Origin of the sequence: Corynebacterium sp. NML 120412 (assembly GCF_002285155.1) — a bacterium.
GTDB lineage: Bacteria > Actinomycetota > Actinomycetes > Mycobacteriales > Mycobacteriaceae > Corynebacterium > Corynebacterium gottingense.
The window spans coordinates 20,253-46,266 of sequence record NZ_NSGL01000006.1; the positions used below are offsets into that span (position 1 = coordinate 20,253).

At 65.4% G+C, this 26,014-nt stretch carries 28 protein-coding genes; 15 read left to right on the forward strand and 13 right to left on the reverse strand.

The window, feature by feature from the left end:
• Positions 1-15 precede the first annotated feature (15 nt).
• Complete coding sequence (locus tag CKJ84_RS10345) at positions 16-1,227, reverse strand: aminotransferase class V-fold PLP-dependent enzyme (protein ID WP_095546885.1); 1,212 nt, start codon at positions 1,225-1,227, stop codon at positions 16-18.
• Positions 1,228-1,395: 168 nt separating this feature from the next.
• On the opposite strand from CKJ84_RS10345, the gene CKJ84_RS10350 reads away from it, so the two are divergent.
• Together CKJ84_RS10350 and CKJ84_RS10355 are read left to right on the forward strand one after the other, a co-directional pair.
• Positions 1,396-2,244 (forward strand): ABC transporter permease, encoded by an 849-nt coding sequence (locus CKJ84_RS10350; protein WP_205691161.1) that lies wholly within the window; start codon positions 1,396-1,398, stop codon positions 2,242-2,244.
• A 26-nt stretch (positions 2,245-2,270) separates the two neighbouring features.
• Complete coding sequence (locus tag CKJ84_RS10355; protein WP_095535886.1) at positions 2,271-3,065, forward strand: ABC transporter ATP-binding protein; 795 nt, start codon at positions 2,271-2,273, stop codon at positions 3,063-3,065.
• An 11-nt stretch (positions 3,066-3,076) separates the two neighbouring features.
• On the opposite strand, the gene CKJ84_RS10360 is transcribed toward CKJ84_RS10355, so the two are convergent.
• The gene (locus tag CKJ84_RS10360) at positions 3,077-3,967 is read right to left on the reverse strand and encodes a Fic family protein (RefSeq protein ID WP_095535885.1); all 891 of its coding nucleotides are present in this window, start codon (positions 3,965-3,967) and stop codon (positions 3,077-3,079) included.
• Positions 3,968-4,124: 157 nt separating this feature from the next.
• On the opposite strand from CKJ84_RS10360, the gene CKJ84_RS10365 reads away from it, so the two are divergent.
• Complete coding sequence (locus CKJ84_RS10365) at positions 4,125-5,039, forward strand: glycosyltransferase (RefSeq protein ID WP_369801185.1); 915 nt, start codon at positions 4,125-4,127, stop codon at positions 5,037-5,039.
• On the opposite strand, the gene CKJ84_RS10370 is transcribed toward CKJ84_RS10365, so the two are convergent.
• Together CKJ84_RS10370 and CKJ84_RS10375 are read right to left on the reverse strand one after the other, a co-directional pair.
• The gene (locus CKJ84_RS10370) at positions 5,036-5,470 is read right to left on the reverse strand and encodes a GtrA family protein (protein WP_233125671.1); all 435 of its coding nucleotides are present in this window, start codon (positions 5,468-5,470) and stop codon (positions 5,036-5,038) included. The two genes, CKJ84_RS10365 and CKJ84_RS10370, sit on opposite strands and share 4 nt — an antisense overlap.
• Positions 5,471-5,481: 11 nt before the next feature.
• Positions 5,482-6,243, reverse strand: coding sequence for a hypothetical protein (locus CKJ84_RS10375; RefSeq protein WP_095546887.1), 762 nt, complete (start codon positions 6,241-6,243; stop codon positions 5,482-5,484).
• A gap of 44 nt (positions 6,244-6,287) precedes the next feature.
• On the opposite strand from CKJ84_RS10375, the gene CKJ84_RS10380 reads away from it, so the two are divergent.
• The 3 genes from CKJ84_RS10380 (at position 6,288) to CKJ84_RS10390 (ending at position 8,791) form a co-directional block, all read left to right on the forward strand.
• The gene (locus CKJ84_RS10380; protein WP_095535882.1) at positions 6,288-6,524 is read left to right on the forward strand and encodes a hypothetical protein; all 237 of its coding nucleotides are present in this window, start codon (positions 6,288-6,290) and stop codon (positions 6,522-6,524) included.
• Positions 6,525-6,633: 109 nt separating this feature from the next.
• Entirely contained in the window at positions 6,634-8,013 is a 1,380-nt protein-coding gene (locus CKJ84_RS10385) for an FAD-binding oxidoreductase (RefSeq protein ID WP_095546888.1), read from the forward strand.
• A gap of 13 nt (positions 8,014-8,026) precedes the next feature.
• On the forward strand, positions 8,027-8,791 hold the full coding sequence (locus tag CKJ84_RS10390; protein ID WP_095538020.1) for a decaprenylphospho-beta-D-erythro-pentofuranosid-2-ulose 2-reductase: 765 nt from the start codon (positions 8,027-8,029) through the stop codon (positions 8,789-8,791).
• Between the two features lie 45 nt (positions 8,792-8,836).
• Here CKJ84_RS10390 and CKJ84_RS10395 read toward each other — a convergent pair whose 3' ends face one another.
• The 3 genes from CKJ84_RS10395 to CKJ84_RS10405 are packed head-to-tail and all read right to left on the reverse strand — an operon-like array spanning position 8,837 to position 11,273.
• The gene (locus CKJ84_RS10395; protein ID WP_095538019.1) at positions 8,837-9,226 is read right to left on the reverse strand and encodes a hypothetical protein; all 390 of its coding nucleotides are present in this window, start codon (positions 9,224-9,226) and stop codon (positions 8,837-8,839) included.
• 11 nt (positions 9,227-9,237) lie between these two features.
• Positions 9,238-10,611 (reverse strand): FtsX-like permease family protein, encoded by a 1,374-nt coding sequence (locus CKJ84_RS10400; RefSeq protein WP_095546889.1) that lies wholly within the window; start codon positions 10,609-10,611, stop codon positions 9,238-9,240.
• The gene (locus CKJ84_RS10405; protein ID WP_233125672.1) at positions 10,608-11,273 is read right to left on the reverse strand and encodes an ABC transporter ATP-binding protein; all 666 of its coding nucleotides are present in this window, start codon (positions 11,271-11,273) and stop codon (positions 10,608-10,610) included. The genes CKJ84_RS10400 and CKJ84_RS10405 overlap by 4 nt, the downstream gene beginning before the upstream one ends.
• Positions 11,274-11,366: 93 nt before the next feature.
• On the opposite strand from CKJ84_RS10405, the gene CKJ84_RS10410 reads away from it, so the two are divergent.
• Genes CKJ84_RS10410 through CKJ84_RS10440 form a run of 7 tightly spaced genes read left to right on the forward strand, consistent with a single transcriptional unit; the run spans position 11,367 to position 21,496 of the window.
• Positions 11,367-12,059, forward strand: a complete 693-nt coding sequence (locus CKJ84_RS10410) for a sensor histidine kinase (protein WP_095546890.1) — start codon at positions 11,367-11,369, stop codon at positions 12,057-12,059.
• A complete protein-coding gene (locus CKJ84_RS10415; protein ID WP_095546891.1) occupies positions 12,056-12,709 on the forward strand; it encodes a response regulator transcription factor in 654 nt (217 codons plus the stop codon). The genes CKJ84_RS10410 and CKJ84_RS10415 overlap by 4 nt, the downstream gene beginning before the upstream one ends.
• A 31-nt stretch (positions 12,710-12,740) precedes the next feature.
• On the forward strand, positions 12,741-14,684 hold the full coding sequence (locus CKJ84_RS10420; protein ID WP_095535876.1) for a galactan 5-O-arabinofuranosyltransferase: 1,944 nt from the start codon (positions 12,741-12,743) through the stop codon (positions 14,682-14,684).
• 28 nt (positions 14,685-14,712) lie between these two features.
• A complete protein-coding gene (locus CKJ84_RS10425) occupies positions 14,713-18,060 on the forward strand; it encodes an arabinosyltransferase domain-containing protein (protein ID WP_095546892.1) in 3,348 nt (1,115 codons plus the stop codon).
• A gap of 5 nt (positions 18,061-18,065) precedes the next feature.
• Positions 18,066-18,935 (forward strand): cutinase family protein, encoded by an 870-nt coding sequence (locus CKJ84_RS10430; protein ID WP_095275271.1) that lies wholly within the window; start codon positions 18,066-18,068, stop codon positions 18,933-18,935.
• A gap of 18 nt (positions 18,936-18,953) precedes the next feature.
• Complete coding sequence (locus CKJ84_RS10435) at positions 18,954-20,801, forward strand: M13 family metallopeptidase (protein ID WP_095546893.1); 1,848 nt, start codon at positions 18,954-18,956, stop codon at positions 20,799-20,801.
• Entirely contained in the window at positions 20,765-21,496 is a 732-nt protein-coding gene (locus CKJ84_RS10440) for an alpha/beta hydrolase (protein WP_095546894.1), read from the forward strand. Before CKJ84_RS10435 ends, CKJ84_RS10440 begins: the two co-directional genes overlap by 37 nt.
• Here CKJ84_RS10440 and CKJ84_RS10445 read toward each other — a convergent pair.
• Genes CKJ84_RS10445 through CKJ84_RS10465 form a run of 5 tightly spaced genes read right to left on the reverse strand, consistent with a single transcriptional unit; the run spans position 21,485 to position 23,961 of the window.
• The gene (locus CKJ84_RS10445; RefSeq protein ID WP_095546895.1) at positions 21,485-22,210 is read right to left on the reverse strand and encodes a VOC family protein; all 726 of its coding nucleotides are present in this window, start codon (positions 22,208-22,210) and stop codon (positions 21,485-21,487) included. The genes CKJ84_RS10440 and CKJ84_RS10445 overlap by 12 nt on opposite strands.
• 24 nt (positions 22,211-22,234) lie before the next feature.
• Positions 22,235-22,528, reverse strand: a complete 294-nt coding sequence (locus tag CKJ84_RS10450) for an RNA-binding S4 domain-containing protein (RefSeq protein WP_165765822.1) — start codon at positions 22,526-22,528, stop codon at positions 22,235-22,237.
• The gene (locus tag CKJ84_RS10455) at positions 22,521-22,814 is read right to left on the reverse strand and encodes a heavy metal-binding domain-containing protein (RefSeq protein WP_095546896.1); all 294 of its coding nucleotides are present in this window, start codon (positions 22,812-22,814) and stop codon (positions 22,521-22,523) included. Before CKJ84_RS10455 ends, CKJ84_RS10450 begins: the two co-directional genes overlap by 8 nt.
• A gap of 19 nt (positions 22,815-22,833) precedes the next feature.
• Positions 22,834-23,547 (reverse strand): SDR family oxidoreductase, encoded by a 714-nt coding sequence (locus CKJ84_RS10460; RefSeq protein ID WP_095546897.1) that lies wholly within the window; start codon positions 23,545-23,547, stop codon positions 22,834-22,836.
• Positions 23,548-23,556: 9 nt separating this feature from the next.
• Positions 23,557-23,961 (reverse strand): LysE family translocator, encoded by a 405-nt coding sequence (locus CKJ84_RS10465; RefSeq protein WP_095546898.1) that lies wholly within the window; start codon positions 23,959-23,961, stop codon positions 23,557-23,559.
• Between the two features lie 22 nt (positions 23,962-23,983).
• On the opposite strand from CKJ84_RS10465, the gene CKJ84_RS10470 reads away from it, so the two are divergent.
• Positions 23,984-24,529, forward strand: coding sequence for a sugar O-acetyltransferase (locus CKJ84_RS10470; RefSeq protein ID WP_198949274.1), 546 nt, complete (start codon positions 23,984-23,986; stop codon positions 24,527-24,529).
• On the opposite strand, the gene CKJ84_RS10475 is transcribed toward CKJ84_RS10470, so the two are convergent.
• Positions 24,518-25,767 (reverse strand): IS3 family transposase gene (locus CKJ84_RS10475; protein WP_369801163.1). Its coding sequence is split into 2 segments (ribosomal slippage): positions 24,518-25,419 and positions 25,419-25,767, totalling 1,251 coding nucleotides; the frame shifts between segments, so codons are not numbered across the junction. The two genes, CKJ84_RS10470 and CKJ84_RS10475, sit on opposite strands and share 12 nt — an antisense overlap.
• On the opposite strand from CKJ84_RS10475, the gene CKJ84_RS12625 reads away from it, so the two are divergent.
• Positions 25,714-25,842, forward strand: coding sequence for a hypothetical protein (locus CKJ84_RS12625; RefSeq protein WP_255407227.1), 129 nt, complete (start codon positions 25,714-25,716; stop codon positions 25,840-25,842). The genes CKJ84_RS10475 and CKJ84_RS12625 overlap by 54 nt on opposite strands.
• Positions 25,843-26,014: the final 172 nt, after the last annotated feature.

Genomic DNA, 26,014 nt, shown 5'->3' on the forward strand with positions numbered 1-26,014 from the left:
CTTTTCGGCGAAAAGTTACGCCAGCGACGCGACGGTGCGGATGAGCTGCTCGATGTCGGTCTCGGTGTTGAAGGGCGCGAGTCCGACGGTGACGGCGCCGCCCATCTCGGCGACGCCCATGTCGCTGATCAGCTGGCTCGGCCGGGCCATCGTGGAGACGATGCCGTGGGCGAAGAGACGCTGGTGCACCATTGTCGACGGCACGCCCCGCACCCCAAACATCAGCCGGGGAATGCGCTCAATCGCCGCGTCCTCCGCCGCCTCGCCCGAGACGCCGACGATGTGGACCGCAGGCAGCGTCCCCAGGAACGTGTCCAGGTCATCGCGCAGCCGATTGAAGTAGGTGGCGGTCTCCCCCATCGAGTGCGTCAGCCGGTTGCGGCGGGTCGGGCGGCCCTGCGCGCCCTCCACGAGGGAGGCGTAATGCTCCACCACCGCGGGCACGCCGCCGGCGAGCCCCGTGGACACCCGCATGTCCAGCGCGGACGCGTCGAGGCGGCCGAACATGGCCTCGTCGCGGAAGACCAGGGCGCCCAGCTGCGGCCCGCCGAGCTCGGCGAGGTCGATCGCCAGGATGTCCGCACCCCACGCGTCGAAGGTGATCGGTTTGTAGGGGGCGTACGCGGAGACGTCGACAAGCACCCAAGCCCTCGAGCGCTCCCGCACCCGCTCGACGACGTCGCCGACGCCGATGATGGTGCCCAGCTCCGCGTGCGCCGCAGGGACCGAGACGAGGCGGGTCGCGCCGTCCACCAGGTCACCGAACTGCCAGGCGGGCAGGTCGCCCGTGGCAAGGTCTGCCTGCGCGTACTTCGTGGGGGCGTCAATGCGGGCCAGGGCTCCGGTGAGCTCGGGGCGGTCCACCCCGTTGAGCACCAGGGAGGAATCGCGGCGGAACAGCGGCTTCAGCGCCACCGCCAGCGACGCGTAGAGCGCGGGCAGGCTCGGACCGAGCACCACGCGCCCGGGGGCAGCGCCGACCAGGTCCGCCACCGCGGAACGCGCCTGCTGCACGTACGACTCGCCCTCCGGGCGGCCTAGCTGCTCGCGCGAGTGGGTGCCCGCCCCCGGCTCCGGCAGGGCCACCGACGCGGAGAGGCGGAACGAGCGCGACACCGCCGCGGAAACACGCTCCGGGATTTGGGGCGTGTCGTGGGCGTTGAGGTACGTCCATCCGTCACCGAGCGAGGTGTACAGACCACGAATACTGGCGACATCGAACGCCATGCCACACCCCTTACTTCGCTCCAGTGGTTGAGATCGGAACCAATTATGCCCGTTCCACCCCTACCGCGCACACTGCCTGCTCCGGGGCAAAATCCTGCAAAGCGCGCTCTTAACGCTAGGGTGAGTAAGGTGCAGGACTTTGAACAACTCCGCGCGGACGTCACGCGCATGACCAGCGACGCAGACCACGAAACCCCGCCGTCCAAGTCCAAGACGATGGGGATGTCCTTCCGCGACCTCGTACGCGGCTGGAGCCAATACGAGCTCTGGCTGCAGCTCGGGTGGCAGGACATCAAGCAGCGGTACCGACGCTCCACGCTCGGCCCGCTATGGATCACCATCGCCACCGGCGTCATGGCGCTCGCCCTCGGCCTGCTGTACTCCATGCTGTTTCAAATCGACGTGCGCGAGTTCCTCCCGCACGTCACCGTCGGTTTCATCGTCTGGGGGTTCATCTCCGGCTGCATTAAGGACGGCGCCAACGTCTTCATTGAGAACGAGGGCCTGATCAAGCAGCTGCCCTCCGCCCTGTCGGTGCACGTGTACCGCCTGGTGTGGCGCCAGCTGCTCTTCTTCGCGCACAACATTGTCATCTGGGTGCTGCTGGTCATCATCTTCCGCATCCCGCTGACCTGGCAGACACTGCTGGCCATCCCCGCGCTGCTCCTGCTCGTGCTCAACGGCGTGTGGGTGACCATGCTCTTCGGCATCATCGCCACCCGCTTCCGCGATGTCGCCCCGCTGCTCGAGGCGCTCGTGCAGCTGCTCTTCTACGTCACCCCGATCGTGTGGACCACGCAGACGCTCAAGGAGCAGGGCGGCGAGGTGGCCCAGCGCGCGCTGCTCGCGGAGATCAACCCGCTCTACCACTACCTGGAGATCGTCCGCGCCCCCATGATCAACCAGCCTGTCGACGCCTACCACTGGGGCATCGTGGCCATCTGCACCGTCGTCGGCCTGCTCATCACCCTGCTGGCCATGCGCCAGATGCGCTTCCGCGTGCCGTACTGGGTCTAACTCGGGTTTAAGTAAGGAGTCTCCCCATGGTTTCTATCGACACCTACAACGCCTGCGTCGACTTCCCCATCTTCGACGCCAAGTCCCGCTCGCTGAAGAAAGCCGTCATGTCCTCGGCCGGCGGCAAGATTGGCAAGAACGCCTCCAACACCGTCGTCGTCGAGGCGCTCAAAGACATCAACCTGCACCTGCGCGAGGGCGACCGCGTCGGCCTGGTCGGCCACAACGGCGCCGGCAAGTCCACGCTGTTGCGCCTCCTGTCCGGCATCTACGAGCCCACCCGCGGCGTCGCCGACGTGCGCGGCCGCGTCGCCCCCGTCTTCGACCTCGGCGTGGGCATGGACCCGGAGATCTCCGGCTACGAAAACATCATCATCCGCGGCCTCTTCCTCGGCCAGACTCGCAAACAGATGAAGGCGAAGATGGACGAGATCGCGGAGTTCTCCGAGCTCGGCGACTACCTCAACATGCCGCTGCGCACCTACTCCACCGGCATGCGCGTCCGCCTGGCCCTCGGCGTGGTCACCTCGATTGAGCCGGAGATTTTGCTTCTCGACGAGGGCATCGGCGCCGTCGACGCCGCCTTCATGGCCAAGGCACGCGTCCGGTTGGCCGAGATGGTGAAACGCTCCGGCATCCTCGTGTTCGCCTCGCACTCCAACGACTTCCTCGCCCAGCTGTGCAACACCGCCCTGTGGGTGGACAAGGGCGAGATCCGCCAGGCGGGCCTGGTCTCCGACGTGGTGACCGCATACGAGGGCCCCGAGACCGGCGAGTACGTCGCCGAGCTGGTGGAACGATTCCACGGGGAAGAAGCCTAGACAGAAGAAGCCTAGACGCTGCCCTCTGCGTCGTTGCCGTAGTGTGCGTCGATCATCCACGTTCCGCGCTGTCGGAATGCCGGGATGGTGCCCCTCGCCGCCTTATTGGCGGCGACAGACCCAGAAACACCGTTAACCTTTGCCCACTCCGATAGGCGAATCACCTTCGGCGCGGTGATGAGCGTAATACGTTTGTTCAGTGACTCAATGAGTTGCCGCGCGATGAGCGTGCTCAGCGCTGAATAATCACCACTTACTGGATAGCCGCGGAACACTGGGTAGTAGTGGCGCTCTTTTCCTTTGTTCGGAATGATGATGGGCGGCGCTCCTAACTCCAAGAGTTGTTGATTGATAATGACGCGCCCTACGCGTCCATTGCCGTCTGAGAATGGGTGGATGGTTTCAAATTCTGCGTGGAACCGCGCGACGCGATCGATGAAATAGTTCTCATCCTCGTAGTACTCAGTGATGATGGTCTCTACCAGCCGGTCTACGTACTCAGGATTAGCACCCATATGTGCCCCTACTCGTACCCATTCTCCCCGCCGACGGAACCGGCCAGCCCAGTCATCGTTGATACCGCGAAGCAACATGCCATGCAGTCGCAGAATGAGGTTTGCATCGAGCTTACCGACGCCTCGAATTAGCTCCTCAGTCACCTCAGCCAGGTTCTTAGCCTCAAAGATTTCCCGCACATCGTGCGCTCTAGCAGTGAACCCCGCCAGGATGTTCTCGGTGTCTTCCAAAGTCAAAGTGGAATTCTCAATGGCGTTCGAGTTATACACCGCCTCCGCCACCTCTGCGCGCGCAATCTCCGCGATGGCCTCGGGGTTGTCCTCCCGCAACGCTGCATACATATCAAGAAGAGCGTCGATTTTTGAGGTGGTCCGCGCGTTCAGCATGCCAATATTCTACAAGTTTCCGTGAAAAGTCATGGAATATAAACTGTTTTCACGGAACCTGTTGCGATCAGCCGGTTTCCTCAAGATTCCAGGATTCAACGCCTAAACCTTCGCCACCTCCATGTCACACGCCTCAGTTCGGTGGTTGAGTGGCAGAATGGAAGGCATGACTGCCACCCTGTCCCCGGCCGGAGAAACGGCCGCTGTGATCGTCACCCACCAGCGCGTGGAACTTTTGCGCGCTTCCCTGGAACAGGTGGTGAACCAGACCCACCCAGTGCAGTGGGTGATTGTGGTGGACAACGGCGCGGAGGACCAGGTCAGGGACCTGCTCGAAGAGCTTGCGGGCGACCGCGCTGTCTACCTGCCCAGCCGCACCAACCTGGGCGGCGCGGGCGGGTTCGCCTACGGCTTCCTGCACGCGCTTGCCCTCGGCGCGGACGCGATCTGGTGCGCGGACGATGACGGCCGCCCCGCCGACGAGCACGTGCTGGGCGAGCTCTACCGCGTGGCAGAGGCGCACGCTCTGCACGAGGTCAGCCCGATCGTGGCCAACATCAACGACCCCGAAGCCCTCGCATTCCCGCTGCGCCAGGGCACCGTCTGGCACCGGCGAGTCGACGAGCTGACCGGCGATTTCCTACCCCAATACGCCTCGCTGTTCAATGGCGCCCTGATCAGCGCGCGAGCGATGGAACGCATCGGCGTGCCCGACTACCGCCTGTTCATCCGCGGCGACGAGGTGGAGTACCACCGCCGCCTGGCCCAGTCCGGCCTCCAGTACGGCACGGCGCTGACCACCAGCTACCTGCACCCGGACGGGTCGAGCGAGTTCCACCCCATCATGGGCGGTCGCGCGCACGCGCAGTGGCCGGATAACCCCACGAAGCGCTACTTCACGTACCGCAACCGCGGCTACATCATTAACCAGCGCGGGATGAAGAAGATGCAGCTGCAGGAAGTGGTGCGCTTCGGCTGGTTCTTCCTGCTCGAGCGCAAGAGCCCCCGCGAGTTCTTCCAGTGGCTGAAGCTGCTGCGCCGCGGCGCCCGCGAGGACTTCCGCCGACCCTAAATCGGGTCCTGCTGCGCGATGATCTTCGTCTCCTCCCGGAAGATCACGCGTCGTTGCAGCACAAAGTTGGTCACGGTGGCCACGCCCTGGGCGATGACGAAGGAGACGCCGTCCTTCCACGGGTTGACCAGGCCCATCGAGATGAGCGGGCCCTCGGTCCAGCGGTAGAGCAAGATCTGCACTACGAACGTCACAGCGTAGAGGACGAACACCGCGCCGGCCTTCTTCGCGTTCACCTCGGCCTGGAACGCAAACTTGGAGTTGAGTAGGTACGCAATGAGCGTGCCAAAGATCCAGCCGACGACCTTGGACAGGTCGCGCTGGATGTCCACAAACTCGTGGAGCGAGTAAGTAATACCGAAGTCAATGACCGCGCAGCCGATTCCGATGATCAGAAACGGGACCAACTGTTTGAAAAATGTGGAAGACACGGCGGACAAGTCTACCCGTGTAGCAGCTCGCGAAGAATTTCCAGGCGATCCACGGCGGAGAGATCGCCCACGAACGCCTGCCCCGCACAGCTCAGCGTAAACACCTCGTCGGCGTCCGTGTCCTCCCAGCCGAGTGCGCGCATGAGCCCGAGCGCCAGCTTGCGAGTCGTCGGCTCATCGGCAAAGCACGCCATCACCAGCACGTGGACCCAGAACGCGTCGCTCGTCTTGCCCGCCGATTCCGGGAGCAGGGCTGCAAGCCTCGCGCGCTCCTGCGCCGGCAAGGAGGGCTCCCCGTCGGCGATCACCTGGAGGAGCGGCACAAAGTCGAAGGACTCGGCGCGGTGGATCACCTCGCGTACCTCGGGGCGCAGCTGGCTCGCCGCCAGCTGCTGGCGCACGGCGTCCAGGTCCAGGTCAGCACCGCCGAACGCGCCCTCGCCCGCCACGCAGACGGGCCCGTCGCTGGTGCCGGGGTAGATGTCGGCGAGCTGCATGGTGAACTGCCACAGGCCCCAGGTAAAGGTGGCGGTGTCGCCGGGGGACGAGAGGACGTCGATAAGCATGCCCTGCTCTGGCGTGCCGACCTTTTCCTCGATGCCAAAGAGCGCGGCGATGATTTCCCGGCACTCATCGATCGTGGTGGTGGAGTCCAGGCCGACCCAGCGGTAGACCTCTTCATCCGAGGCGAGTGCCACGCGCACCATGAACGTGGCGCCGGGGGAAAGTTGGATCACCGGCGCCAGGTGTTCGGAGTACAGCGTGCTGCCCATGGCGCCCACAATAGAGGTTTTTGGCACCCGCTAGGGTGAATGGCATGAGGAAGCATTACAAGGGCGACGACCCCGACGCGATCCATGAGGCGGCACAGCGTGTCGACGTGCCCCTGTCCGACTTCATGGTCCGCGTCTTCGCGGAAGAACTACCTTTTGTGGATTCCGTGGGCCGCGGGCGCATCTACGAGCTCCTCCGAGAGCACAAAGCATCAGGTAAACCGACTATCACGTCGCAGGAGGAACTGCCGCAGGAGATCCGCGAGATCATGGACCTCTAAGACACGAGAAATAGATCACACCTTTCAATGAGGGAAGTTCGGCCTGTTGTGAGTAGGCTCGAAGAACGCAAGCTTTTCCACCTTTAGTTGTATGAAGAGAAGCGGAGACATGGAACTTCACACCGAACTGAAATCCCTCTACGGCTGGGGCCGCACCGCGCCGTCCACGGCGCACGTGCTGTCCACCCCGGACGTGGACACCATCGCCAAGGCCGTCCAGGTGGCAGCCGAGAGCGGCCGCGGCGTCATCGCCCGCGGCATGGGCCGCTCCTACGGCGACCCCGCCCAAAACGGTGGCGGTCTGGTCATCGACATGCAGGAGCTCAACCAGATCCACTCCATCGACCCGGACACCGGCATCGTGGACGTGGACGCTGGCGTGACCCTGGACCAGCTGATGAAGGCTGCTCTGCCCTACGGCCTGTGGGTCCCCGTCCTGCCCGGCACCCGCCAGGTCACCATCGGCGGCGCCATCGGCCCGGACATCCACGGTAAGAACCACCACTCCGCAGGCTCCTTCGGCGACCACGTCGTCTCCATGGAGCTGCTCGTGGCCGACGGCCGCGTCCTCCACCTCGAGCCGGAGGGCGAGACCAGCGAACTGTTCTGGGCCACCGTCGGCGGCATGGGCCTGACCGGCATCATCCTGCGCGCCCGCATCAAGATGACGAAGACGGAAACCGCCTACTTCATCTCCGACACGGTGCGCACCACAACCCTCGACGAGACGATCGAGGAGCACTCCCACGGCCAGGAGGAGGGCTACACCTACTCCTCCGCGTGGTTCGACGCGATCTCCGCACCGCCGAAGACCGGCCGTTCCACCATCTCCCGCGGCTCGCTGGCCACCCTGGACCAGCTCAAGGAGTTCGCGCCGAAGCTGGCGAAGGACCCGCTGAAGTTCAAGGCACCGCAGCTGATGACGGTGCCGGACATCTTCCCGTCCTGGACCATGAACAAGCTGACCCTGTCTGCGATCGGCGAGGCCTACTACATGATGGGCGCGCCCAGCAAGAACGACATCAAGAACCTCACGCAGTTCTACCAGCCGCTCGACCTGATCGGCGAGTGGAACCGCGGCTACGGATCGAAGGGCTTCCTGCAGTACCAGTTCGTGGTGCCCACGGACGCGGTCGAGCCGTTCAAGGACATCATCTACCAGATCCAGTCCTCCGGCCACTACACCGCGCTGAACGTGTTTAAGCTGTTCGGCGAGGGCAACCGCGCGCCGCTGTCCTACCCGATGAAGGGCTGGAACGTGTGCGTCGACTTCCCGATCCGCGACGGCCTGAACAATTTCCTGGACCGCCTGGACGACCAGGTCATGGAGTTCGGCGGCCGCCTCTACCTAGCCAAGGAGTCCCGCACCAGCGCGGAGAAGTTCCACAAGATGTACCCGGAGCTTGCCGGCTGGCTGAAGACCCGCCGCGAGATCGACCCGACCGGCGTCTTCGCCTCCGATATGTCCCGCCGCCTCGAGCTGAACTAGAAAGGTACCCACAATGCTCAACGCAGTTGGCCAAGCCCAGAACATCTTGCTGCTCGGCGGCACCTCGGAGATCGGCCTCGCCATCGTCTCCGAGCTCGCCTCCCGCGGTGGCAACCCCACCGTCACCCTCGCCGCGCGCAAGGGCTCTTCGCGTATCGACGCCGCGGTGCAGAAAGTCTCCGCCGCCGGCGCCTCCAAGGTGCGCCTCATCGACTTCGACGCCACCGACTTCGACGCCCACCCCGGCGTGATCGACGCCGCCTTCGAGGACGGCGACGTTGACGTGGCGGTCGTCGCGTTCGGCACGCTCGGCGACCAGGAACAGCTCTGGCAAGACCAGGCCGCCGCCGTCGCCTCCGCGCAGACGAACTACACCGCCCCGATCTCGGTCGGCGTACTTTTGGGCCAAAAGTTCAAAGCCCAAGGTCACGGCCACATCATCGCCATGAGCTCGGTAGCTGGCCAGAAGGTGCGCCGCTCCAACTTTGTCTACGGCGCATCCAAGGCCGGCATGGACGGCTTCTACACCCAGCTCGGTGAGGCACTGCGCGACAGCGGTGTGAAGGTCACCGTGGTCCGCCCGGGCCAGGTCCGCACCAAGATGACCGAGGGCCTCGACGAGGCGCCGCTGACCGTGAACAAGGAGGACGTTGCTGAGGCCGCCGTCGAGGCTGCGCTTGGCGGCAAGTCCAACGTGTTCGTACACAAGCTGTTCGGCCCGATCTCCATGGTGCTCAAGGCCATCCCGGCCCCGATCATGCGCAAGCTGAACTTCTAACTTTTCGGCGAAAAGTCCTGCCCCGGTTTCGGAGCAGGACTTTTGCTATTTCTCGGGCAGGCCAGCGGCGTGGAGTGCCCCGGCGATCAGCGCCGGCTGGAAGAACAGGCGAGCCAGGCGCTTACCGTCGGTGTCCAGCCCGAACCCGTCGTGACGCTCGGCGTACTGGCCGATGTTGCCCGGGTAGATAGCGGCGTAAAAGGCGGCGAGCGCGGTGCCCACCTCGCGGCGCCGCTTCTTCCACGCGAGCAGCCCGGCGCCAAGCGCGATCTCTGCCACGCCCGAGCCCAGAACCACGGCGTCCTTGTCCATGGGGAACCAGTTGGGCACCTGTGCCTGGAACTCTTCGCGTTTGAAGGTGAGGTGGGAGATTCCGGCGAACGTCATCGCGGACCCGAGGGCGATTGCGGTCAAATTTTGGCTTTGCTTACTCATACGCGCCGATACTAATCCTTTGCCCTGCCGGTTTCCGCGAGCACCTTTGCGCGGAGACGGCCGGAAACAACTACGGCCCCGACGCAACCGACCAGAGCGAGCGCGATGAGCGCGCCGAAAAACAGTACGGTTGCGATCCCGTCGGGCGTTGCCCCGACCATGACCAGGCCGACGAGCACGCCTTGACCAAATCCCAGCAGCGCTGCGACCACCATCGGCACGCCAATTTCGCGCACCGCAACTTTTGTGTGAAAAGTTGGTGCCGCACCGATGAAGTGGAGCGACTTGGTCAACTGCTTCTGCTCCACCACCGCGAGCGCCTGCGTCAACAGCGTGAACAGCACCAGTAGTACCGCGCCGAAGATCACCGTGATGGCGATGCCCTTGGGCAGATCTTGCACGATGAGCGCCTCCTCGGGGGCCACCTCACTTTCCGCGATGCCTTGGAACGCCCCGGCCACCCCGGCAGTGAACGCGACGAAGAACAGCGCGCTGCACCTGCGCCACGTGTTCTTCGCGCCGCGGCCCACTCGGCGTGTCGCTACGTAGTTGTACGCGCCTGGGATTCGGTAGCTTAAGCGCGCCACAATCTGAATCACTCCGACGGCGATCAGCGTATTCACCACCAAGAACCCGATGAAGACGACGAGCGCCACCAGGACGTCCGCGAAATCGGCCTCCGGCGCGATCGGGTGCCGATCAAGCCAGATGTACAGCGCGATTGCTGCGGCGACAGCGCACACCGTGGTGATTACCTTCTGCCCGGGGTGCGGCACGCGCTTGGTCACGCCGAGCGGTGTGACCGCCACCTGCTGCAGCGCGCGCCACACGGAACCCGCGGCGAGCAGCGCGATGGCCGTCCACGCGATCGGCACGACCCACCAGGTGAACATTTCCCAGGTGCCGATCTGTGCTCCTTGAAAGGAAAGCGCTGACCAGGCTGGCACGCTCGCTGCGTAGGCCGCCGTGCCGATGCTCAACCCGACAAAGGCCCTGCGTAGCGCCTCCAGGATCATCATGCCTCGCACCTCACCTGCGGTCGCGCCAATGAGCCTTAACACCGCTAGCTGTTGCTCGCGCCCGCTCAGGTCCGCCCGCGCCGCCTGCGTGAGCAGGGTGAGCAGGGTGGGGACGAGCAGCGCGCACGCGAAGAGTGCGAGCCCGATGTAGAGCAGCGGTATGTCGATGTCGCCGCCGAGGTCCGGGTATTGCCTGTCGCGCTCCACAAACATCCACGTGCCGCCGGCGAGGGTGCACAGCATCCACGTCGCGACCGCCAGCGCAACTACGGAAAGTGTCCGCACCCAGCGCTCGCCGGAATGCTTCTGCGCCAGCGCGTCCTTCGACTGCACGTTGGTCGCCTTGAGAAGTGTGGTTGCGCTCATGCCGTCACCTCCGAGTGAATGAGACCGTCGCGGATCTCGATGCGCCGGTTACACCAGGCCGCGATCTTCGGGTCGTGCGTGACCAAGACGAGCGTGACGCCGAATTTCTGCGCCACCGCCACGATCTCCTGCATCACCTCATGCCCGGTGGCCTGGTCCAGCGCCGCGGTCGGCTCGTCGGCGAAGACCACCTTCGGCGGGCCGGCGAGCGCCCGGGCGATCGCGACCCTTTGCGCCTGCCCGCCGGAGAGCTGGCCTGGGAATCTGTTCGTGAAGTTTCCCAAGCCCAGCCGCGTGAGCATATCGTCCGCCTGCTCGTGGGCCTCTTTTCTGGAGGTGCCCCGCATGATCTGAGGCAGCGCCACGTTCTCGGTGGCGGTGAGTTCCGGCAGCAGCTGACCATCCTGAAAGATGAAGCCGAAGTGGTTGAGGCGAAGTTTGGACCGCGCGGCGTCGTCAAGCGCTGCGATGTTGGTGCCATCGAAGACCACCTCGCCGGAGTCCGGGGTGAGCACGCCGGACATGCAGTGCAAGAGCGTCGACTTGCCGGAGCCCGACGGCCCCATCACGGCGAGCGATTCGCCGGCTTGGACCTGAAGGCTCACGCCCTCGAGGACGCGCTGCCTGGTGAATGATTTTGTGATGTCTGTGAGAGTGAGCATGCTTCCATTCAACTTTTGGCCGAAAAGTTTCACCATGGTGCTCGCGCCCAAAATTCGGGTAGTGCTAGCACTACCTCGCTACTGTATGCAGATATGAGGTGGAGGAAACGAGCGAGCAACGAGGGCACGACCGCCAGACGCGTTCACCAGCTCACGGCGTCTCGGCGCAGGATCGCCGAGGCCTACGAGGTGGAGCGGCTGCGCATCGAGCGCGACCTGCACGACGGCGCGCAGCAACACTTCGTCGCCGCTGCGATGAAGGTGGGCGAGGCGCGGATCGACACTGCCGGGAGCACCCGGGCGCTTCTCGACGACGCCGCGGCCGACCTCAAGCGCGGCCTGGAAACCCTGCGACGCACCGTCCGCGGCATCCACCCGAGCGAGCTGACGGACCGCGGCCTCGTCGCGGCGGTGGAGACTGCAGCCGCCCAGTACGGCCCACACGTGCGAGTCCGCGCGCCGCACCCGCTGCCCGCCATTGACGCATCTGTGCTCGCCGCCGCCTACTTCTTCACCACCGAGGCACTCACGAATGCGGCGAAATATGCGAAAGGGCACCCCGTCCACATCCTTATCACCTGCGACGACACGCTCAACGTGGTGGTCACCGACCAGGGCGACGGCGGCGCGCACTTCCTTCCCGGCGGCGGCCTCGATGGGATGCGGGAGCGCGTCGCTGCGTTCGGCGGGGACCTCGAGCTGAACTCGCCGGATGGCGGCCCGACGACGGTAGCCGCACGCATCCCGCTTTTACTCTTCCGCGGCGAAAGCGGGGTGGGCGCGTGAAGCTCGTGATCGCGGACGACTCCGCGCTGCTGCGCGAGGGCGTCGCCGGCCTGCTCACCCGGCGCGGCCACGACATCGTCGGCCAGGCCTCAAGCGCGACGGAGCTCGCCTCGCTTATCGACGCCACACCCCTCCCCGACCTCCTCATCACCGATGTCCGCATGCCACCGAACATGCGCGACGACGGACTCACCACCGCCCTGGAGCTCCGCGAGCGCCACCCGGGCCTAAACGTGCTGGTCCTGTCTCAATACGTCGCCGCGCCGTACGCCCGCGAACTTTTCGGCCAAAAGTTCGGCGGCGGCACGGGCTACCTGCTCAAGGACCGGGTCGCCGAGGTGGCGGACTTCATCACCACCTGCGAAACCGTCGCCGGCGGCGGCGTGGTGATCGACCCAGAGGTTGCGAGCTCGTTGATGCATACCAGCGCCCCGTGGCTGCGGGAGCTGACCCCGCGCGAGCTGGAGGTCCTCGAGCTGATGGCGGAGGGACTGTCCAACGCCGACATTTCGACCAAACTTTATTTGTCGTCGGCGGCGGTGGCCAAGCACGTTTCCAGTATCTTTTCCAAGCTGGGTCTCACACCGGACGAGGACAATCGGCGGGTCCGCGCCATCCTGATGTTCCTGTCTGAGCGAGGTGTCGAGTAGCACCCGCCAGGTTTGTGCGAAACTAGAGGGCATGAGCACGACAGTTGCACCTGAAACTTCGGTAGACCCCACGTTTGGGCTGCGCACCACCGGCTATGAACCCGACGCACTTTCCGCGCGGAAGACGCTCATCCTCACCCTCGCCGCCGGGTTCGCGGCCGCCGTGGTGACCACACTCGCCTGGTTTGTGCTCCACTCCATCTCCCTGCCGGCGTTCAACCGGTCCATGTCCACGCGCGCGCTGTCCACGGCGGGCTCGTTTGTCATCCTCGGCGCCACCCTGGTCTGCTGCATCGGCTGGCTGCGCGGCAAGCGCACCTGGCCGAAGGCGGTGATGATGTATGTCACTGCCCCAGCGCTGGTGATCACCTCGCTGGCCATCCCGCTGGCGGCGACCCGCCTGTGGCTGGATGGCATCCAGGTGGACCAGGGCTTCCGCACCCAGTTCCTGTCGCGCATGACGGAGACCGCGGCGAACGCGGACATGAGCTACAAGGACCTGCCCACCTTCTACCCAATGGGCTGGTTCTGGGCCGGCGGGCGCGTGGCGGACCTGCTGGGCATCCCGGGCTGGGAGGTCTTCCAGCCCTGGGCGCTGATCACCCTGGCGGCGGGCGCGGCCATGCTCACCCCGATCTGGCAGAAGATTACCGGCTCGCTGCCGGTCGCGTGCACCATCGCCACCGTCACCACCGCGATCGTCCTGACGGAGACGCCGGACGAGCCGTACGCGGCCATCGTCGCCATGTTCTTCCCCGCGGCCGCCATCATCGCCCGCCGCGCGCTCCTCGGCTCCCGCAACGCCATCATCTTCATGGTGCTCTACCTGGGCCTCTCCGCCTGCTTCTACACCCTGTTCACCGCGGTCGCCGCGCTGCTGGTGGTCGCGCTCGCGGTGGTGGAGTGCGTCATGCAGGACCGCAACTTCCGGGTGATCGGCCGGCTGTGCGTCATTGGCGTGTGCTCCATGGTCATCGCGCTGCTGAGCTGGGCACCGTACCTCTACAACGTGCTGTTCGGCGACTACGAGGTGAAGTCCACCGCCAACCACTTCCTGCCGGAGGAAGGCACGGCCTACCCGCTGCCGTTCCTGTCCTTCTCCGTTGTCGGCGTCCTTTCCTTCTTCGGTCTGATCTTTCTGGTGGTGCGCGCGGTGGACAAAGAGGTGGCGTCGTTAGGCATTGCCGCGATTGTTTGCTACGCCTGGTGCCTGGCGTCCATGTCCGCCACCCTGGTGGGCACCTCACTGCTCGGGTTCCGCATCGAGGTGCTGGTGATCGAGGTGTTCGCGACCGCGGGCGTGATCGGCGTGATGGACGCCTGCCTGGTCGGGCTGGACTACTTCTACCCGGCGCGGTTCTCCCCGGAGTCCATCCGCGGCATCATGGCCATCGTCATGGTCGTGCTCGCCGGCGCGTGCCTGGCGTACGTGCAGCAGATCCCGGCCGAGAACGAGTCGCACATCGACCAGGCCTACGCGGACACTGACGGCTTCGGCGAGCGCGCCGACCGCTTCCCGCCGAACGCGGCGAAGTACTACGGCGAGATCTCGGAGCTGATCGAGTCGCACGGGCACGCCCCCAACCAGACGGTGGTCTATACCGATGAGATCAACTTCATGGCGTTCCACCCCTTCTTCGGCTTCAACGCGTTTACCAGCCACTACGCCAACCCGCTCGGCGAGTACGACCAGCGCAACGACGCCCTGTCCGCCTGGTCGCAGCTGTCCTGGGACCACCCCGAGGAGCTCACCGCGGCCATCGACGGCGCGAAGTGGGAGCCGCCCGCCGCCTTCATCTTCCGCGGCGACGTGGACGACCCGGAGGCCGGGTTCAAGACGCACATCGCGCACGACATCTTCCCCAACCAGCCGAACGTCCGCTACGAGGGCATCTTCTTCAACCCGAAGGCGTTCGAGGGCGGCGACTGGGACGTGGAGCAGATCGGCCCGTTCGCGGTAGTGGTGCGTACATAGCGCGTCAGTCACAGTAAGGTGACTGTTCGTGGCAACCGTTTCAAATGTTCAACCAAAAGCTCCGAAGTCGCTGGTCTACACCGCGATCGTTTCCGGTCTGATCGCCTTCGTCCTACTGGTCCTCACCCCCTTCCTGCCCGTCAACCAGGTGCAGTCGAAGATTTCCTGGCCGCAGCAGGGCAGCGTCGCCTCCGTCAACGCGCCGCTGATCTCGCTCGCGCCGCAGGACGTGTCGCTGACCATCCCGCTCAGCGCGGTCGACGAGCTGCGCGATGACCAGACCACGATCCTGTCCACCCTCCCGGAATCCTCCAAGGAGGCGACGGACCGCGGCCTGTTCATCACCGCCCCCGAGGGCGGCCTGGTGGTCTCCTCACTCAATGACGTCGTCTTCGAGCTGAGCCCCGACGAGGTCCGCTCCCTGCCCGCCGACGCGCGCCTGGAGATCCGCCAGACCGACGAGGGCATGACCGCCGCCATCCCCGGCACCACCTTCGTGGAGGAGTCGGACGATGACTACCGGCCCCAGCTCACCGGCCTGTACACCGAGCTCAAGCCCGAGGCTTCGCAGAAGCTTATCGACGCCGGCCTCACCGCCACCGTCGACGTGAACTCTCGCTTCACCTCCTCCCCCACCACCGTCAAGCTGCTCAGCATGGTCGGCGGCCTCGTCGCCGCCCTGATCGGCCTGTGGGCCCTGCGCCGCCTGGACCGCTACGACGGGAAGCACCTGCCCGCCTTCGGCCCCCGCTGGCGCACCTTCACGCTTCTCGACGCCGTCGTGCTCGCCATCCTCGCGTTCTGGCACGTCTTCGGCGCGAACACCTCCGACGACGGCTTCCTGCTCACCATGGCCCGCGTGTCCAACGACTCGGACTACATGGCGAACTACTACCGCTGGTACGGCGTGCCCGAGGCCCCGTTCGGCTCCCCGTTCTACGACATCCTCGCCCTGCTGTCCAAGGTGACCACCGCGTCCATGTGGATGCGCCTGCCCACGCTGCTCGCCGCGGTCCTCACCTGGTGGATCCTCTCGCGCGAGATCCTCCCTCGCCTCGGCTCGGTGGTGGCAGACCGCAAGGTGGCCCACTGGACCGCCGCCTTCGTCTTCCTGGCGTTCTGGCTGCCGTACAACAACGGGCTGCGCCCGGAGCCGATCATCGCGCTCGGCGTGATTGCCACCTGGGCCATGTTCGAGCGCTCCATCGCCTCCGGCCGGCTCGCCCCCGCCGCGTGGGGCACGGTGACCGCGGCGATCACCCTGGCCTGTGGCCCGACCGGCCTCGCCGCCGTGGGCATCTTCCTGGTCAGCCTGCCGGCCGTGTTCCGCATCATGAACCGGCGCCGCCACATCGCCCCCGGCCTGGCCTACGTGGCCGTGTTCCTGGGTGCCGGCCTGGCGGTGTTCGTGCCTATCTTCAAAGACCAGACGCTGGCCACCGTGCTCGAGTCCACGTCGGTGCGCAGCCAGGTCGGTCCGGCCCTCGAGTGGTTCTCCGAGTGGGTCCGCTACGGCACGCTCTTCCAGCAGTCCGTGGACGGCGCGATGTCGCGCCGCTTCCCCATGTTCGTGTTCTTCTTCTGCCTCATCCTTATCTCCTGGGCGGTCGCCCGCTTTGGCAAGGTGCCCGGGGTGGCCAAGGACGTGACGCTGCGGATGCTGCTGATCGTGGGCCTGTCCACGTTCTTCCTCATGTTCACGCCGACGAAGTGGACCCACCACTTTGGCATCTACGCGGGCCTGGGCGGCGCTGTCGCCGCACTCGGCGCCGTGGTGCTTTCCCACATCGCGCTGCAGTCCAAGCGCAACCGCACCTTCGCCATCGCCGCGGTCCTGTTCCTCATGGCGCTCACCCTCGCCGGCTGGAACGCCTGGTGGTACGTCTCCTCCTTCGGCGTCCCGTGGTGGGATAAGACCGTCCAGCTCAAGGCGGTCGAGGCGAACAAGGTCATGCTCATCCTCGCCCTGCTCGTCGCCCTGGTGGGCGTGGTCCAGTCCTTCCGCAAGGACCAGACCGAGAAGCGCGTCGGCGGGGCCTGGACCGGCATCATGGCCGCCCCCATCGCCGTGATGGCGGTGGCGATGGTCGCCTTCTCCTGCCTCACCTTTGCTAAGGCGTTCGCGTCCCAGGCCCCCGCCTACTCGGTGGGCATGGGCAACGTGAAGTCGTTCGCCGGCGACACCTGCGCGCTTGCAAACGATGTCCTGCTGGAGGACGACACCAACGATTCCTTCCTCACCCCGGTCGACGGCGTCCCGCTGGGCAAGTCGCTCGACTCCGGCGACGAGAACCGCGGGTTCACGCCCGACGGCGTGCCGGCCTTCATCGTCAGCGAGAACGCGAACTCCTCCGATACGCAGCAGGATTCGCGCTCGGAGGCGTCGGCGGTGGAGAAGGACGCGTCGTCGACAAGCGCTGGCACCGACGGCACGGAGACGGAGGAGGACGCGCCGGACTCCAAGGACCTGACCGAGGAGGCGCAATCCACCACCACGACGCACACGCAGGGCAACCGCCCGAAGTCCATGCGCGGCATCAACGGCTCCACCGTCCGCCTGCCGTTCAACCTGGACTACACGCGCGTGCCGGTGCTGGGCACCTTCGAGGACGAGCCGAAGGCGTCCGCCAAGATCAAGACCTCCTGGTACGAGCTGCCCGAGCTTCACGACGATTCCCCGCTCCTCGTCACCTCCGTCGCCGGCCGCATCAAGCACCACGACATCAACGGCGTCGAGCAGGAGGGCACCGAGCTGGTCCTGGAGTACGGCAAGCGCGCCGACGACGGCAGCATCACCAAGCTGGGCGAGAAGGAAATGCTGGACCAGGGCCCGACCCCGCTGTGGCGCAACCTGCGCCTGCCGCTGGCGGACCTGCCGGAGGACGCGGACGTGGCGCGCCTGGTGGCCGAGGACGCCTCGCTGGCCGAGGAGGACTGGCTGGCCATCACCCCGCTGCGCAACCCGCACCTGTCCCCGCTCAACGAGCGCTTCGACGGCAACACCCCCGGCCTGCTCGACTGGTCCGTCGCCTTCCAGTACCCGTGCCAGCGCACGTTCAGCCACTACGCCGGCGTGACCGAGATCCCGGAGTACCGCATCATGCCGGACGCCCCGGGCAAGCAGCAGCTGTCCGGCTTCATGGACTTCTTGGGCGGCGGCGCGCTGTCCACCGCGGAGGCCGTGAACTACTCCTACGAGATCCCCGGCTACCTGCGCAACGACTGGCAGCGCGACTGGGGCTCCGCCGCGAAGTACGAGCGCAGGACGAACTCCGTCGGCGACATCCCAAACAACGCCCAGATAGACTACGATGAGGTCGTCCGATCGGGCTGGTGGACTCCGGGCCCGATGAAGATCCGTGACCCGGAAGAGTAAGACGAATGCGCCGTTCCCGTCTCGCTGCCGCAGTTGCCGCTGCCCTCATCGCCCTGGCGCCGACCGCCGCCGCGGCCGATGAGCAGGCGGTCCCCGCGCCCATCCAGCCGTCCGACAACGCGGGCCAGCTGGTGGAGCAGCAGGGCTGCACCGACCAGTATCTCATTGCCATCCCGGGCGGTGCCAACACCGCCCCCGGCATCCCCAACGCGGTGCCGCACGGCGGCAACGTGTTCCTCACCGGCATCTTCACCCAGCTGGGGACGGGCGGGAGCGTCCAGCCGCTGTGGGTGTCCTACAGCGCCACCCCGTTTGCGGCGAACAACTACTACGCATCCTCCGCGGACGGGTACAACGAGACGGTGCGCACCGTGAAGCGCCTCTCCGCCTCCTGCCCGGGCGCCACCTTCAGCTTCACCGGCTACTCGCTCGGCGCGGACATTGCGTCGCGCCTCCTGCGAGACATCGCCCACGGCAACGGCCCGATTACCCCGGACCGGGTCGACTCCGCCGCCCTGTTTGCCAACCCGTACCAGGGCGGCAACGGCGCGGTGCTCTCCCGCATCACGGCCCCCGAGTCCCGCGGCGCGCTCGGCGAACTCAAAGGCGGCTACGGCGAGCTCGGCGAGCGCGTCCTGGAGATCTGCAACCCGCGCGACATCGTCTGTTCCACCGACGCCCAGTACCGCCCGCTTGTCGAGCCCGCACTGGCCACCGACCTGCGCGCCGGCAAACTTCCGCTGAAAAAGTTCAACGTCCTGCTGAGCAACCTGGGCATCGGCGCGCTGGGCGTGTTCACCGGCATGGGCGCCCACGGCCAGTACACGCTGGCGGACCAGCAGGAAGCGTCGAACTGGATCATCTCGCACGCCTAAACCCGTTACAGTGGGGGCATGCATGACCTATTTGAGCTAGTCAACGGGGACTGGGTGCGCGAGCACGAGATCCCCGCCGACCGCGGCATCGACGGATCCTTCTACGCGCTGCGCGACAAGTCGGAGGAGGACGTCCACGCGCTGCTGCAGGAGGGCGCGGGCCGCGGGGGCGACCTGTACACCTCCTTCATGGACACCGACGCCATCAACGCCGCTGGCACGGCCCCGCTCCAGGAGGACCTGGACGCACTGTCCGTGACCACCGTCGAGGAGTTCGTCGCTGCGCTCGGCGCCCTCGAGCGCAGCGGCGTCGGCGGCCCGCTGACCTACTGGGTAGCGAAGGACTCGCAGGGCGAGGACTCCGTGCCGTACCTCATCCAGTCCGGCCTGGGACTGCCCGATGAGGCCTACTACCGCTCCGAGGAACACGCCGAAACGCTCGCCGCATACAAGGAGCACGTGGCGCGCATGCTCGGCGTGCTGGACCCGAAGTACCTCCTCGGCCTGACGCCGGAGCTGGCGGCCGAACGCATCCTCAACCTGGAGACGCAGCTGGCGGGCAGCCACTGGGACGTGGTGCGCTCCCGCGACGCCATGGCCACCTACAACCCGACCACGCTCGACGCGCTGCCCGCCAACGTGCAGGCGCTGCTGCGCGCCTCCGGGCTTCCCGACGGCACTGTGATCAACATGATGCCGTCCTACACCGAGGACCTCGAGGGCATGCTGCGCCCGGAAACGCTCGCCGATTGGCAGCTGTGGGCTGTCTGGAACATCCTGCGCACCCGCGCTGGCCTCCTCACCGAGGAGATCGGCGCCGCGAACTTCGAGTTCTACGGCACCACGCTCTCCGGCGCGACCGAGCAGCGGGACCGCTGGAAGCGCGCCGTCGGGCTAGCCGAGTCCCTCGTGGGCGAGGAGATTGGGCAACGCTACGTGGAGAAGCACTTCCCGCCCCCCAGCAAGGAGCACATGCTCAAGCTGGTGGACTACCTGGTCGCCGCGTACCGCGAGCGGATCTCGGCGCTGGACTGGATGACGGAAGGCACCCGCGAGCGCGCGCTGGAGAAGCTGGACCAGTTCACCGCCAAGATCGGCTACCCCGACAACTGGCGCAGCTTCGACGGGCTCGAGTTCTCCACCAGCGGCGCCGACCTGGTGGCCAACGTGCGCCGCGGCTCCGCCTTCGAGCACGACTACCAGCTGGACAAGATTGGCAAGCCGGCGGACCGCAACGAGTGGGTCACCACCCCGCAGACCGTCAACGCCTTCTACAACCCGGTGGTCAATGACATCACCTTCCCGGCCGCGATCCTGCAGCCGCCCTTCTTCGACCCGGACGCCAGCGCGGCCGAGAACTTCGGCGCGATCGGCGCGGTAATCGGCCACGAGATCGGCCACGGCTTTGATGACCAGGGCTCGCGTTACGACGGAGCGGGCAACCTCAACTCCTGGTGGACCGACGAGGACCGCGAGGCCTTCGAGGCCCTGACCGCCAAGCTGGTCGAGCAGTTCAACGGCCTCGTACCGTCCGTGCTCGACGAAGGCTCCCAGGGCGTCAACGGCGAGTTCACCCTCGGCGAGAACATTGGTGACCTCGGCGGGCTCGGCATCGCCGTCGTGGCGTACCGCAACTACGAGCAGAACCCCGACTTCGAGGCGCTGTTCAAGGCGTGGGCGCGCGTGTGGCGCTCCAAGACCCGCCCGGAGATGGCCGCGCAGCTGCTGGCCATCGACCCGCACGCCCCGAACGAGTTCCGCTGCAACGTGATCGCCGCAAATATCGACGAGCTGTACCAGGCCTTCGACGTCGAGGAGGGCTCCGCCATGTGGATCGCCCCCGAGGACAGGGTGAAGATTTGGTAGACGAGTACCCGGAGAACGTCCAGGGCGACCCGGACTTCAACGTCGGCGGCGTGGACCGCCCGCTGCCGGACGCGCTGCAGTTGGAGCAGCTCGTCTCCTACATCGAGGCGACGTACGACCCGGACTCGCCCCAGTACCTGGCGCTGCTGCCGGACAGGATCACGCACGCGGCCATGCTCATGCTGGGGTCCGCGGTGGACCATACGATGCCGGGCGTTGCGTATACGGGCGAGGTGGCGTCGAGAAGCTGCCCGCTCGGCGAGCTGTACGGAGACGACGCCGCGACCTGGGTGATCGCGCTGTGGGACGGGCCGGACAGCGCGATGGAGCACTGGTTCCGGCCGGAGGCGGCGGCGGTGGCGCAGCTGTCGGGCGCCACTGTGCTGGTGTCGGACCGGCCCGACGACGCGGTGGCATTCGCCCGCGAGCAGGGCGCGGAAACGGTCGCGGTGTGGGCGTTTTCCACGGGCAGCGAGCGCCTGCCGCGCGACGTCGACGCCGTAGCCCTCACTTTTCCCACAAAAGTTGCGGACCTGGGCGTGCCCACGTTTCTCCAGGTGGGGACGAAGGACGAGCTCGGGGCAAAGATTTCCGACGCCCACGAGTACCACTCGACGCACTACATCCAGACCCCGGCTGAGGCCCGGCGGCGCGTCCGGGACCTCGCGGAGTTCTTGAGAGCACTAGAGCTCTAGGACCGAGTCGGCCTCGCTGAAGTCCTCCGGGGCGGGCTCGGGGGCCTCGACGAGGAAGGAGGCGGCGCCGGCGGAGTCGCGCATGGCCAGCATCGGCCCGAAGGGGCTGTCGCCAGGACCGGCGAGCACCTCCCCGCCCAGCATGCCGACCTCCTGGCGCGCCTGCGAAATGTTCGCCACGCCGAAGAAGCTCTGCCAGCCCGCGTGCTGCTCCTGCACGCGCATGCCCAGAAACGGCGCGCCCTCCGCGAGCGCCAGGTAGTAGCCGTCCGACTCCTTGATCTCCCAGTCAAACAGGTCGCCGTAGAAGTCGATCGCCGCGAGATCCGGGGCGCTGTACTCGTACCAGACCGGCACGCCCGGCTCGCCGGCCGCGACGAACTGCTCCTCACCGGCCGGGTCGATCAGACCGAACAGGCCACCCGCCGGGTCCTGGCACACCTGCATCCGGCCCAGGGAGACCTCGGAGGACGCCACAACTTTTCCGCCAAACTTTTCCACCGGGGCCCCGCCCAGGAAATAGGTCACCCACGCGGGCTTCTCGCCCGGCACGATGCCCGCGACCGGGAGTCCCTCCTTCTTGGCCACCAGGTAGTCCTCGCCGGAGGTCTCCCAGCCGAGGAGTTTGGAGTAAAAGTAGGTGGATTTCTGCACGTCAGGCGTGAGCAGGTCCTGCCAGTACGGCATACCGGGTTCCGCGCTGAAAGCGGGCATGCAAGGCTCCTTTGCAGGTTCGGGTTAGGGGAGGTTGCGCCACTTCTCCGGGTCGAAGTCGTCGTTGGCGGTGCGTTCGTCGAAGTAGTCGTCTTCCTCCCCGCCGCAGACAACGGTGGCGGTGGTGGAGTCGAGGGAGACCACGTCGGCGTCGTAAAGCAAATGGCTTCTCGACGTCACCACCTCCCCGTTGACGGCGACGTCGCCCGCAGCGATAGCCTCCTTGGCGTGGCCGCCGGACTCGACGAGGTTGGCCAGCTTGAGGAACTGGCCGAGGCGGATGGAGTCGCCGGAGATGGAAACGTCCATACTAGGCAAGCTTCACCGCGGTGCCGGTCGTGGAGACGAGCATGGCGCCGCCGTCCGGGCCGAGCGGTTCGTAGTCGATGGCCACGGAGATGACGCCGTCGGCGCCGAGCTCCTCGCCGCGCTTCCACAGCTCGTTGAGCGCGGCGTCGCGGGCCTGCGCGATCTCCACGGGGCGGTTGTAGCCGGCGCTCATGCTGCGGTAGAGGTTGATGCCAATGACGGTCTCGCCGCCAATCACGCGCATGTATTCACTGATGGTGCGACCTTCAACGGTCGGAGTCGTAGTCAAGATCATGCACTCATTCTAGCCGAGGTCAGCGCTCGGCCTGATCCACCGGCATGATGTTGAGACTGTCGATGTTCACGTGCGGCGGCAAGCTGGCCACCCAGCGGATCGCCTCCGCGACATCCTCGGCGGACAGATTGAGTTTGCCCTCGTACACCGCGTCGGCTTTCTCCTGGTCACCGGCGAATCGATTGAGTGAAAAGTCCGTCTTCACCCGGCCGGGGTCGATCTCGGTCACGCGGATGCGCTGGTCGGCCTCCTCGCGCCGGAACGCGCGAGTGGCGCCGCGCAGGCCGTACTTCGCCGCGTTATAGCCGGCGCCGCCCTTGTAGGCGTCCGTGCCCACGACCGACCCGATGTTGATCACCAGCCCCTGCGACTCCTTGAGCTGCGGATACAGCGCGCGGGTGACACGCATCGTGCCCATCACGTTGGTGGCAAACATCCATTCCCAGTCTGCATCGCTCGCGTCACGGAGATAGTCCAGCTGCTTCGCGCCGCCCGCGTTGTTGACTACCAAGTCAACGCGTTCCAGCTGGGCCGCAAGCCTATCGACGCTCCCCTGATCCGTCACATCCAACTCCGCCGCCACCCCGCCGATCTCCTCGGCGACCGCTCGGCACCGGTCCAGCCGGCGTGCCGCGACGACCACGCGCCACCCGTCCTTCGCCAGCGCGCGGGCCGCCGCCGCGCCAATACCCGCGGAACCGCCAGTAACTACTGCAACTCGCTGCTTTCCCATGTGATCAGCCTAACAGGATCGATTGCACCCTCTGAAAATCATCCAGGCCGCGATGGCGATGAAGCCGCCCAACTTTGCCGCCAAAAGTGCGAACCCGAAAAACCAGACCAGCCCAGTCCCTATAAGCAGCAGCGCCTCCGGAAGCCCAGCCGAAAACTGCGCGAAAATTGCGCCGAAAAAGAGGACCGCCTTCGGGTTGGACAGGTTGGTGGCCACGCCGAGCCGAAACGGGTGCACCACCCGCGACGCTGCGGGAACATCCGGGTTGCTTGCGTTGCGAATCGCGCCGTACCCCATCCACGCGAGGTACGCACCGCCCACCAGCTGCAGGACCGCGAGGATCTGCGGAAACGCGTGCATGAGCGCGCTGAGCCCCAATACCGACGCCACGATCCACGTGGCAAGAAGAATCATGCGATGCCCCTACCCTGGGCCTATGACCTTTCACTCTGAGCTTGCACACGACCCAGACTGGCACCACCCCAACGATATGCCCGACCACGGGCCAGGTTGGGAGCTGGTCCGCGAATTTAATGCGCTGAGCAACACCGACCCGCAGCGCGCCCGCGAACTTTTGGCCGAAATGTTCCCCAACGGCGAAACCCCCAGTGTGTGGGCCCCGATCCACCTGGAGTACGGCACGAACACGCACTTCGGACCGGACTGCTACATGAACTTCAACTGCACCATCCTGGACATCGCGGATGTCACCATCGGGGCGCGCACTCTGTTCGGCCCCGGCTGCCAGCTCATCACCGTGAGTCACCCGCTGGACGCCAAGGACCGCGCTGAGGGCTGGGAGCGCGCGCAGCCGATCACCATCGGCGACGACTGCTGGTTCGGCGCCGGGGCGATGGTCATGCCGGGCGTGACCGTCGGCGACCGTTGCGTGATCGCCGCTGGTGCGGTGGTGACCAAGAACATCCCCGCCGACTCTGAACTAGCCCCCGAAAGTTGGACTGGTTTAATTCTAAGCGGTTAGGGGTTCAAGGGTCTGATTCCGATATTGCATCGGGGTCAGGCCCTTGAGTCGTTGTTGGATGCGTTCGGTGTTGTACCACCCGATGTACTCATCGATCGCCTGGTTGAACTCTGCGACGGTGTCGAAGACTTCACCGTGGTACATCTCTGTCTTCAAGTGTCCAAAGAAGTTCTCCATGACCGCGTTGTCGTAGCAGTTGGCTTTACGCGACATCGACTGCACACCACCGTTGTCGCCGATCAGGTCACGCCAGGAGGCATGCTGGTACTGGAAGCCTTGATCGGTGTGCATCATCCACCCGGGTTCAGGCGCACACGCCGCGATCGCCTTGGATAAAGAATCGGCGGTAAAGGCTGTCGACGGCGATGTGGCCACGGTGTGAGCGACGATGGAGCGGTCGAACAAGTCCATCACCGGTGACAAATACACCTTGCGGCCTTGGACCCTGAACTCGGTGACGTCGCTGACAAAGACGGTGTTTGGCTTATCCGGGGTGAACTTGCGGTCGAGTGTGTTGTCGGCGATGTGGCTGATCGTCCCAGCGTAGGAAACATAAGGCCTGCGTTGGCGGACCTTGGCTCGCAGCCCCATCTCGCGCATGAGTTTGTAGACGAGCTTGTGGTTGACCACCCAGCCCTGGTTACGCAGATCGAGTAGTACTCGCCGGTAGCCGTAGCGATGCTTGTTACGTTCGAAGCTTTCCCGAATCGCATCTTTAAGCGCGGCGTGCTTATCCGGTTGGCTGAGTCGTTTCTGGTGGTAGAAGAATGTCGACCGTGGGATACCAGCTGCCTCTAGGAGGTATTCCAAGCGGTGGTGCGACTTGAGAATGACGATCGCCTGGACTTTCAGGCGCGTCCCTGATTCCTCAAGTCCCGCAATTTTTTTAGATAAGCGTTTTCCGCTTCCAACCGCGCGATCTGACGGCGCAGCTGCTCTTCCTCGCTAAGCCGCTTCGGGACGGCCGAGCCTCTGGGCCTGCCTTTCGGCTTCGGTTTTAGTGCCTCATCGCCACCTTTGCGCCATTTCCACACCCAGTCTTTGACGAGTTGGTCTGACGACAGGCCAAACTCATGGGCAAGATCCATTCTTGTCTCGCCAGCAAGGTGGCGTTGGACAACTTCCTTTTTGATCTCGAACGAGTACTGCTGCTTTGTCGGTTTCTCCACAAGACATAGCCTGCCATGCAGCTGAAACCGACGGTACAACGTACGGACGGCGTATTTGGAGACACCCAGAGCATTGGCAGCGGCTATAGAGCCCATGCCTTGCTCGAAAAGCTCAACCAACTGCTCGCGCTGCCGCTCACTTAGCGAACTTCGTGCTCTCAAAGAAAACTACTCCCCACTAGTCGGTAACTGATTTCTCAGTCCAACTAATGGGGAGCAGTTCACTCCCTCGTGGCGGGCGTGCCCGCAACCGTCAAACGCAACATCTAAATTTCGTACATTCGAACACTATATTGCCTGGTAGCCAGAGTCGACG

Bases quoted from the DNA above. Each gene is read 5' to 3' on its own strand.
- CKJ84_RS10360 (WP_095535885.1), bottom strand. From the start codon at position 3,967: ATGCTGAACGCGCGGACCACCTCAAAAATCGACGCTCTTCTTGATATG.
- CKJ84_RS10390 (WP_095538020.1), top strand. From the start codon at position 8,027: ATGCTCAACGCAGTTGGCCAAGCCCAGAACATCTTGCTGCTCGGCGGC.
- CKJ84_RS10375 (WP_095546887.1), bottom strand. From the start codon at position 6,243: ATGGGCAGCACGCTGTACTCCGAACACCTGGCGCCGGTGATCCAACTT.
- CKJ84_RS10460 (WP_095546897.1), bottom strand. From the start codon at position 23,547: ATGGGAAAGCAGCGAGTTGCAGTAGTTACTGGCGGTTCCGCGGGTATT.
- CKJ84_RS10385 (WP_095546888.1), top strand. From the start codon at position 6,634: ATGGAACTTCACACCGAACTGAAATCCCTCTACGGCTGGGGCCGCACC.
- CKJ84_RS10350 (WP_205691161.1), top strand. From the start codon at position 1,396: ATGACCAGCGACGCAGACCACGAAACCCCGCCGTCCAAGTCCAAGACG.
- CKJ84_RS10355 (WP_095535886.1), top strand. From the start codon at position 2,271: ATGGTTTCTATCGACACCTACAACGCCTGCGTCGACTTCCCCATCTTC.
- CKJ84_RS10455 (WP_095546896.1), bottom strand. From the start codon at position 22,814: ATGATCTTGACTACGACTCCGACCGTTGAAGGTCGCACCATCAGTGAA.
- CKJ84_RS10420 (WP_095535876.1), top strand. From the start codon at position 12,741: ATGAGCACGACAGTTGCACCTGAAACTTCGGTAGACCCCACGTTTGGG.
- CKJ84_RS10395 (WP_095538019.1), bottom strand. From the start codon at position 9,226: ATGAGTAAGCAAAGCCAAAATTTGACCGCAATCGCCCTCGGGTCCGCG.
- CKJ84_RS10405 (WP_233125672.1), bottom strand. From the start codon at position 11,273: ATGCTCACTCTCACAGACATCACAAAATCATTCACCAGGCAGCGCGTC.
- CKJ84_RS10445 (WP_095546895.1), bottom strand. From the start codon at position 22,210: ATGCCCGCTTTCAGCGCGGAACCCGGTATGCCGTACTGGCAGGACCTG.
- CKJ84_RS10410 (WP_095546890.1), top strand. From the start codon at position 11,367: ATGAGGTGGAGGAAACGAGCGAGCAACGAGGGCACGACCGCCAGACGC.
- CKJ84_RS10365 (WP_369801185.1), top strand. From the start codon at position 4,125: ATGGAAGGCATGACTGCCACCCTGTCCCCGGCCGGAGAAACGGCCGCT.
- CKJ84_RS10380 (WP_095535882.1), top strand. From the start codon at position 6,288: ATGAGGAAGCATTACAAGGGCGACGACCCCGACGCGATCCATGAGGCG.
- CKJ84_RS12625 (WP_255407227.1), top strand. From the start codon at position 25,714: ATGCAGCTGAAACCGACGGTACAACGTACGGACGGCGTATTTGGAGAC.
- CKJ84_RS10435 (WP_095546893.1), top strand. From the start codon at position 18,954: ATGCATGACCTATTTGAGCTAGTCAACGGGGACTGGGTGCGCGAGCAC.
- CKJ84_RS10470 (WP_198949274.1), top strand. From the start codon at position 23,984: ATGACCTTTCACTCTGAGCTTGCACACGACCCAGACTGGCACCACCCC.
- CKJ84_RS10345 (WP_095546885.1), bottom strand. From the start codon at position 1,227: ATGGCGTTCGATGTCGCCAGTATTCGTGGTCTGTACACCTCGCTCGGT.
- CKJ84_RS10465 (WP_095546898.1), bottom strand. From the start codon at position 23,961: ATGATTCTTCTTGCCACGTGGATCGTGGCGTCGGTATTGGGGCTCAGC.
- CKJ84_RS10430 (WP_095275271.1), top strand. From the start codon at position 18,066: ATGCGCCGTTCCCGTCTCGCTGCCGCAGTTGCCGCTGCCCTCATCGCC.
- CKJ84_RS10400 (WP_095546889.1), bottom strand. From the start codon at position 10,611: ATGAGCGCAACCACACTTCTCAAGGCGACCAACGTGCAGTCGAAGGAC.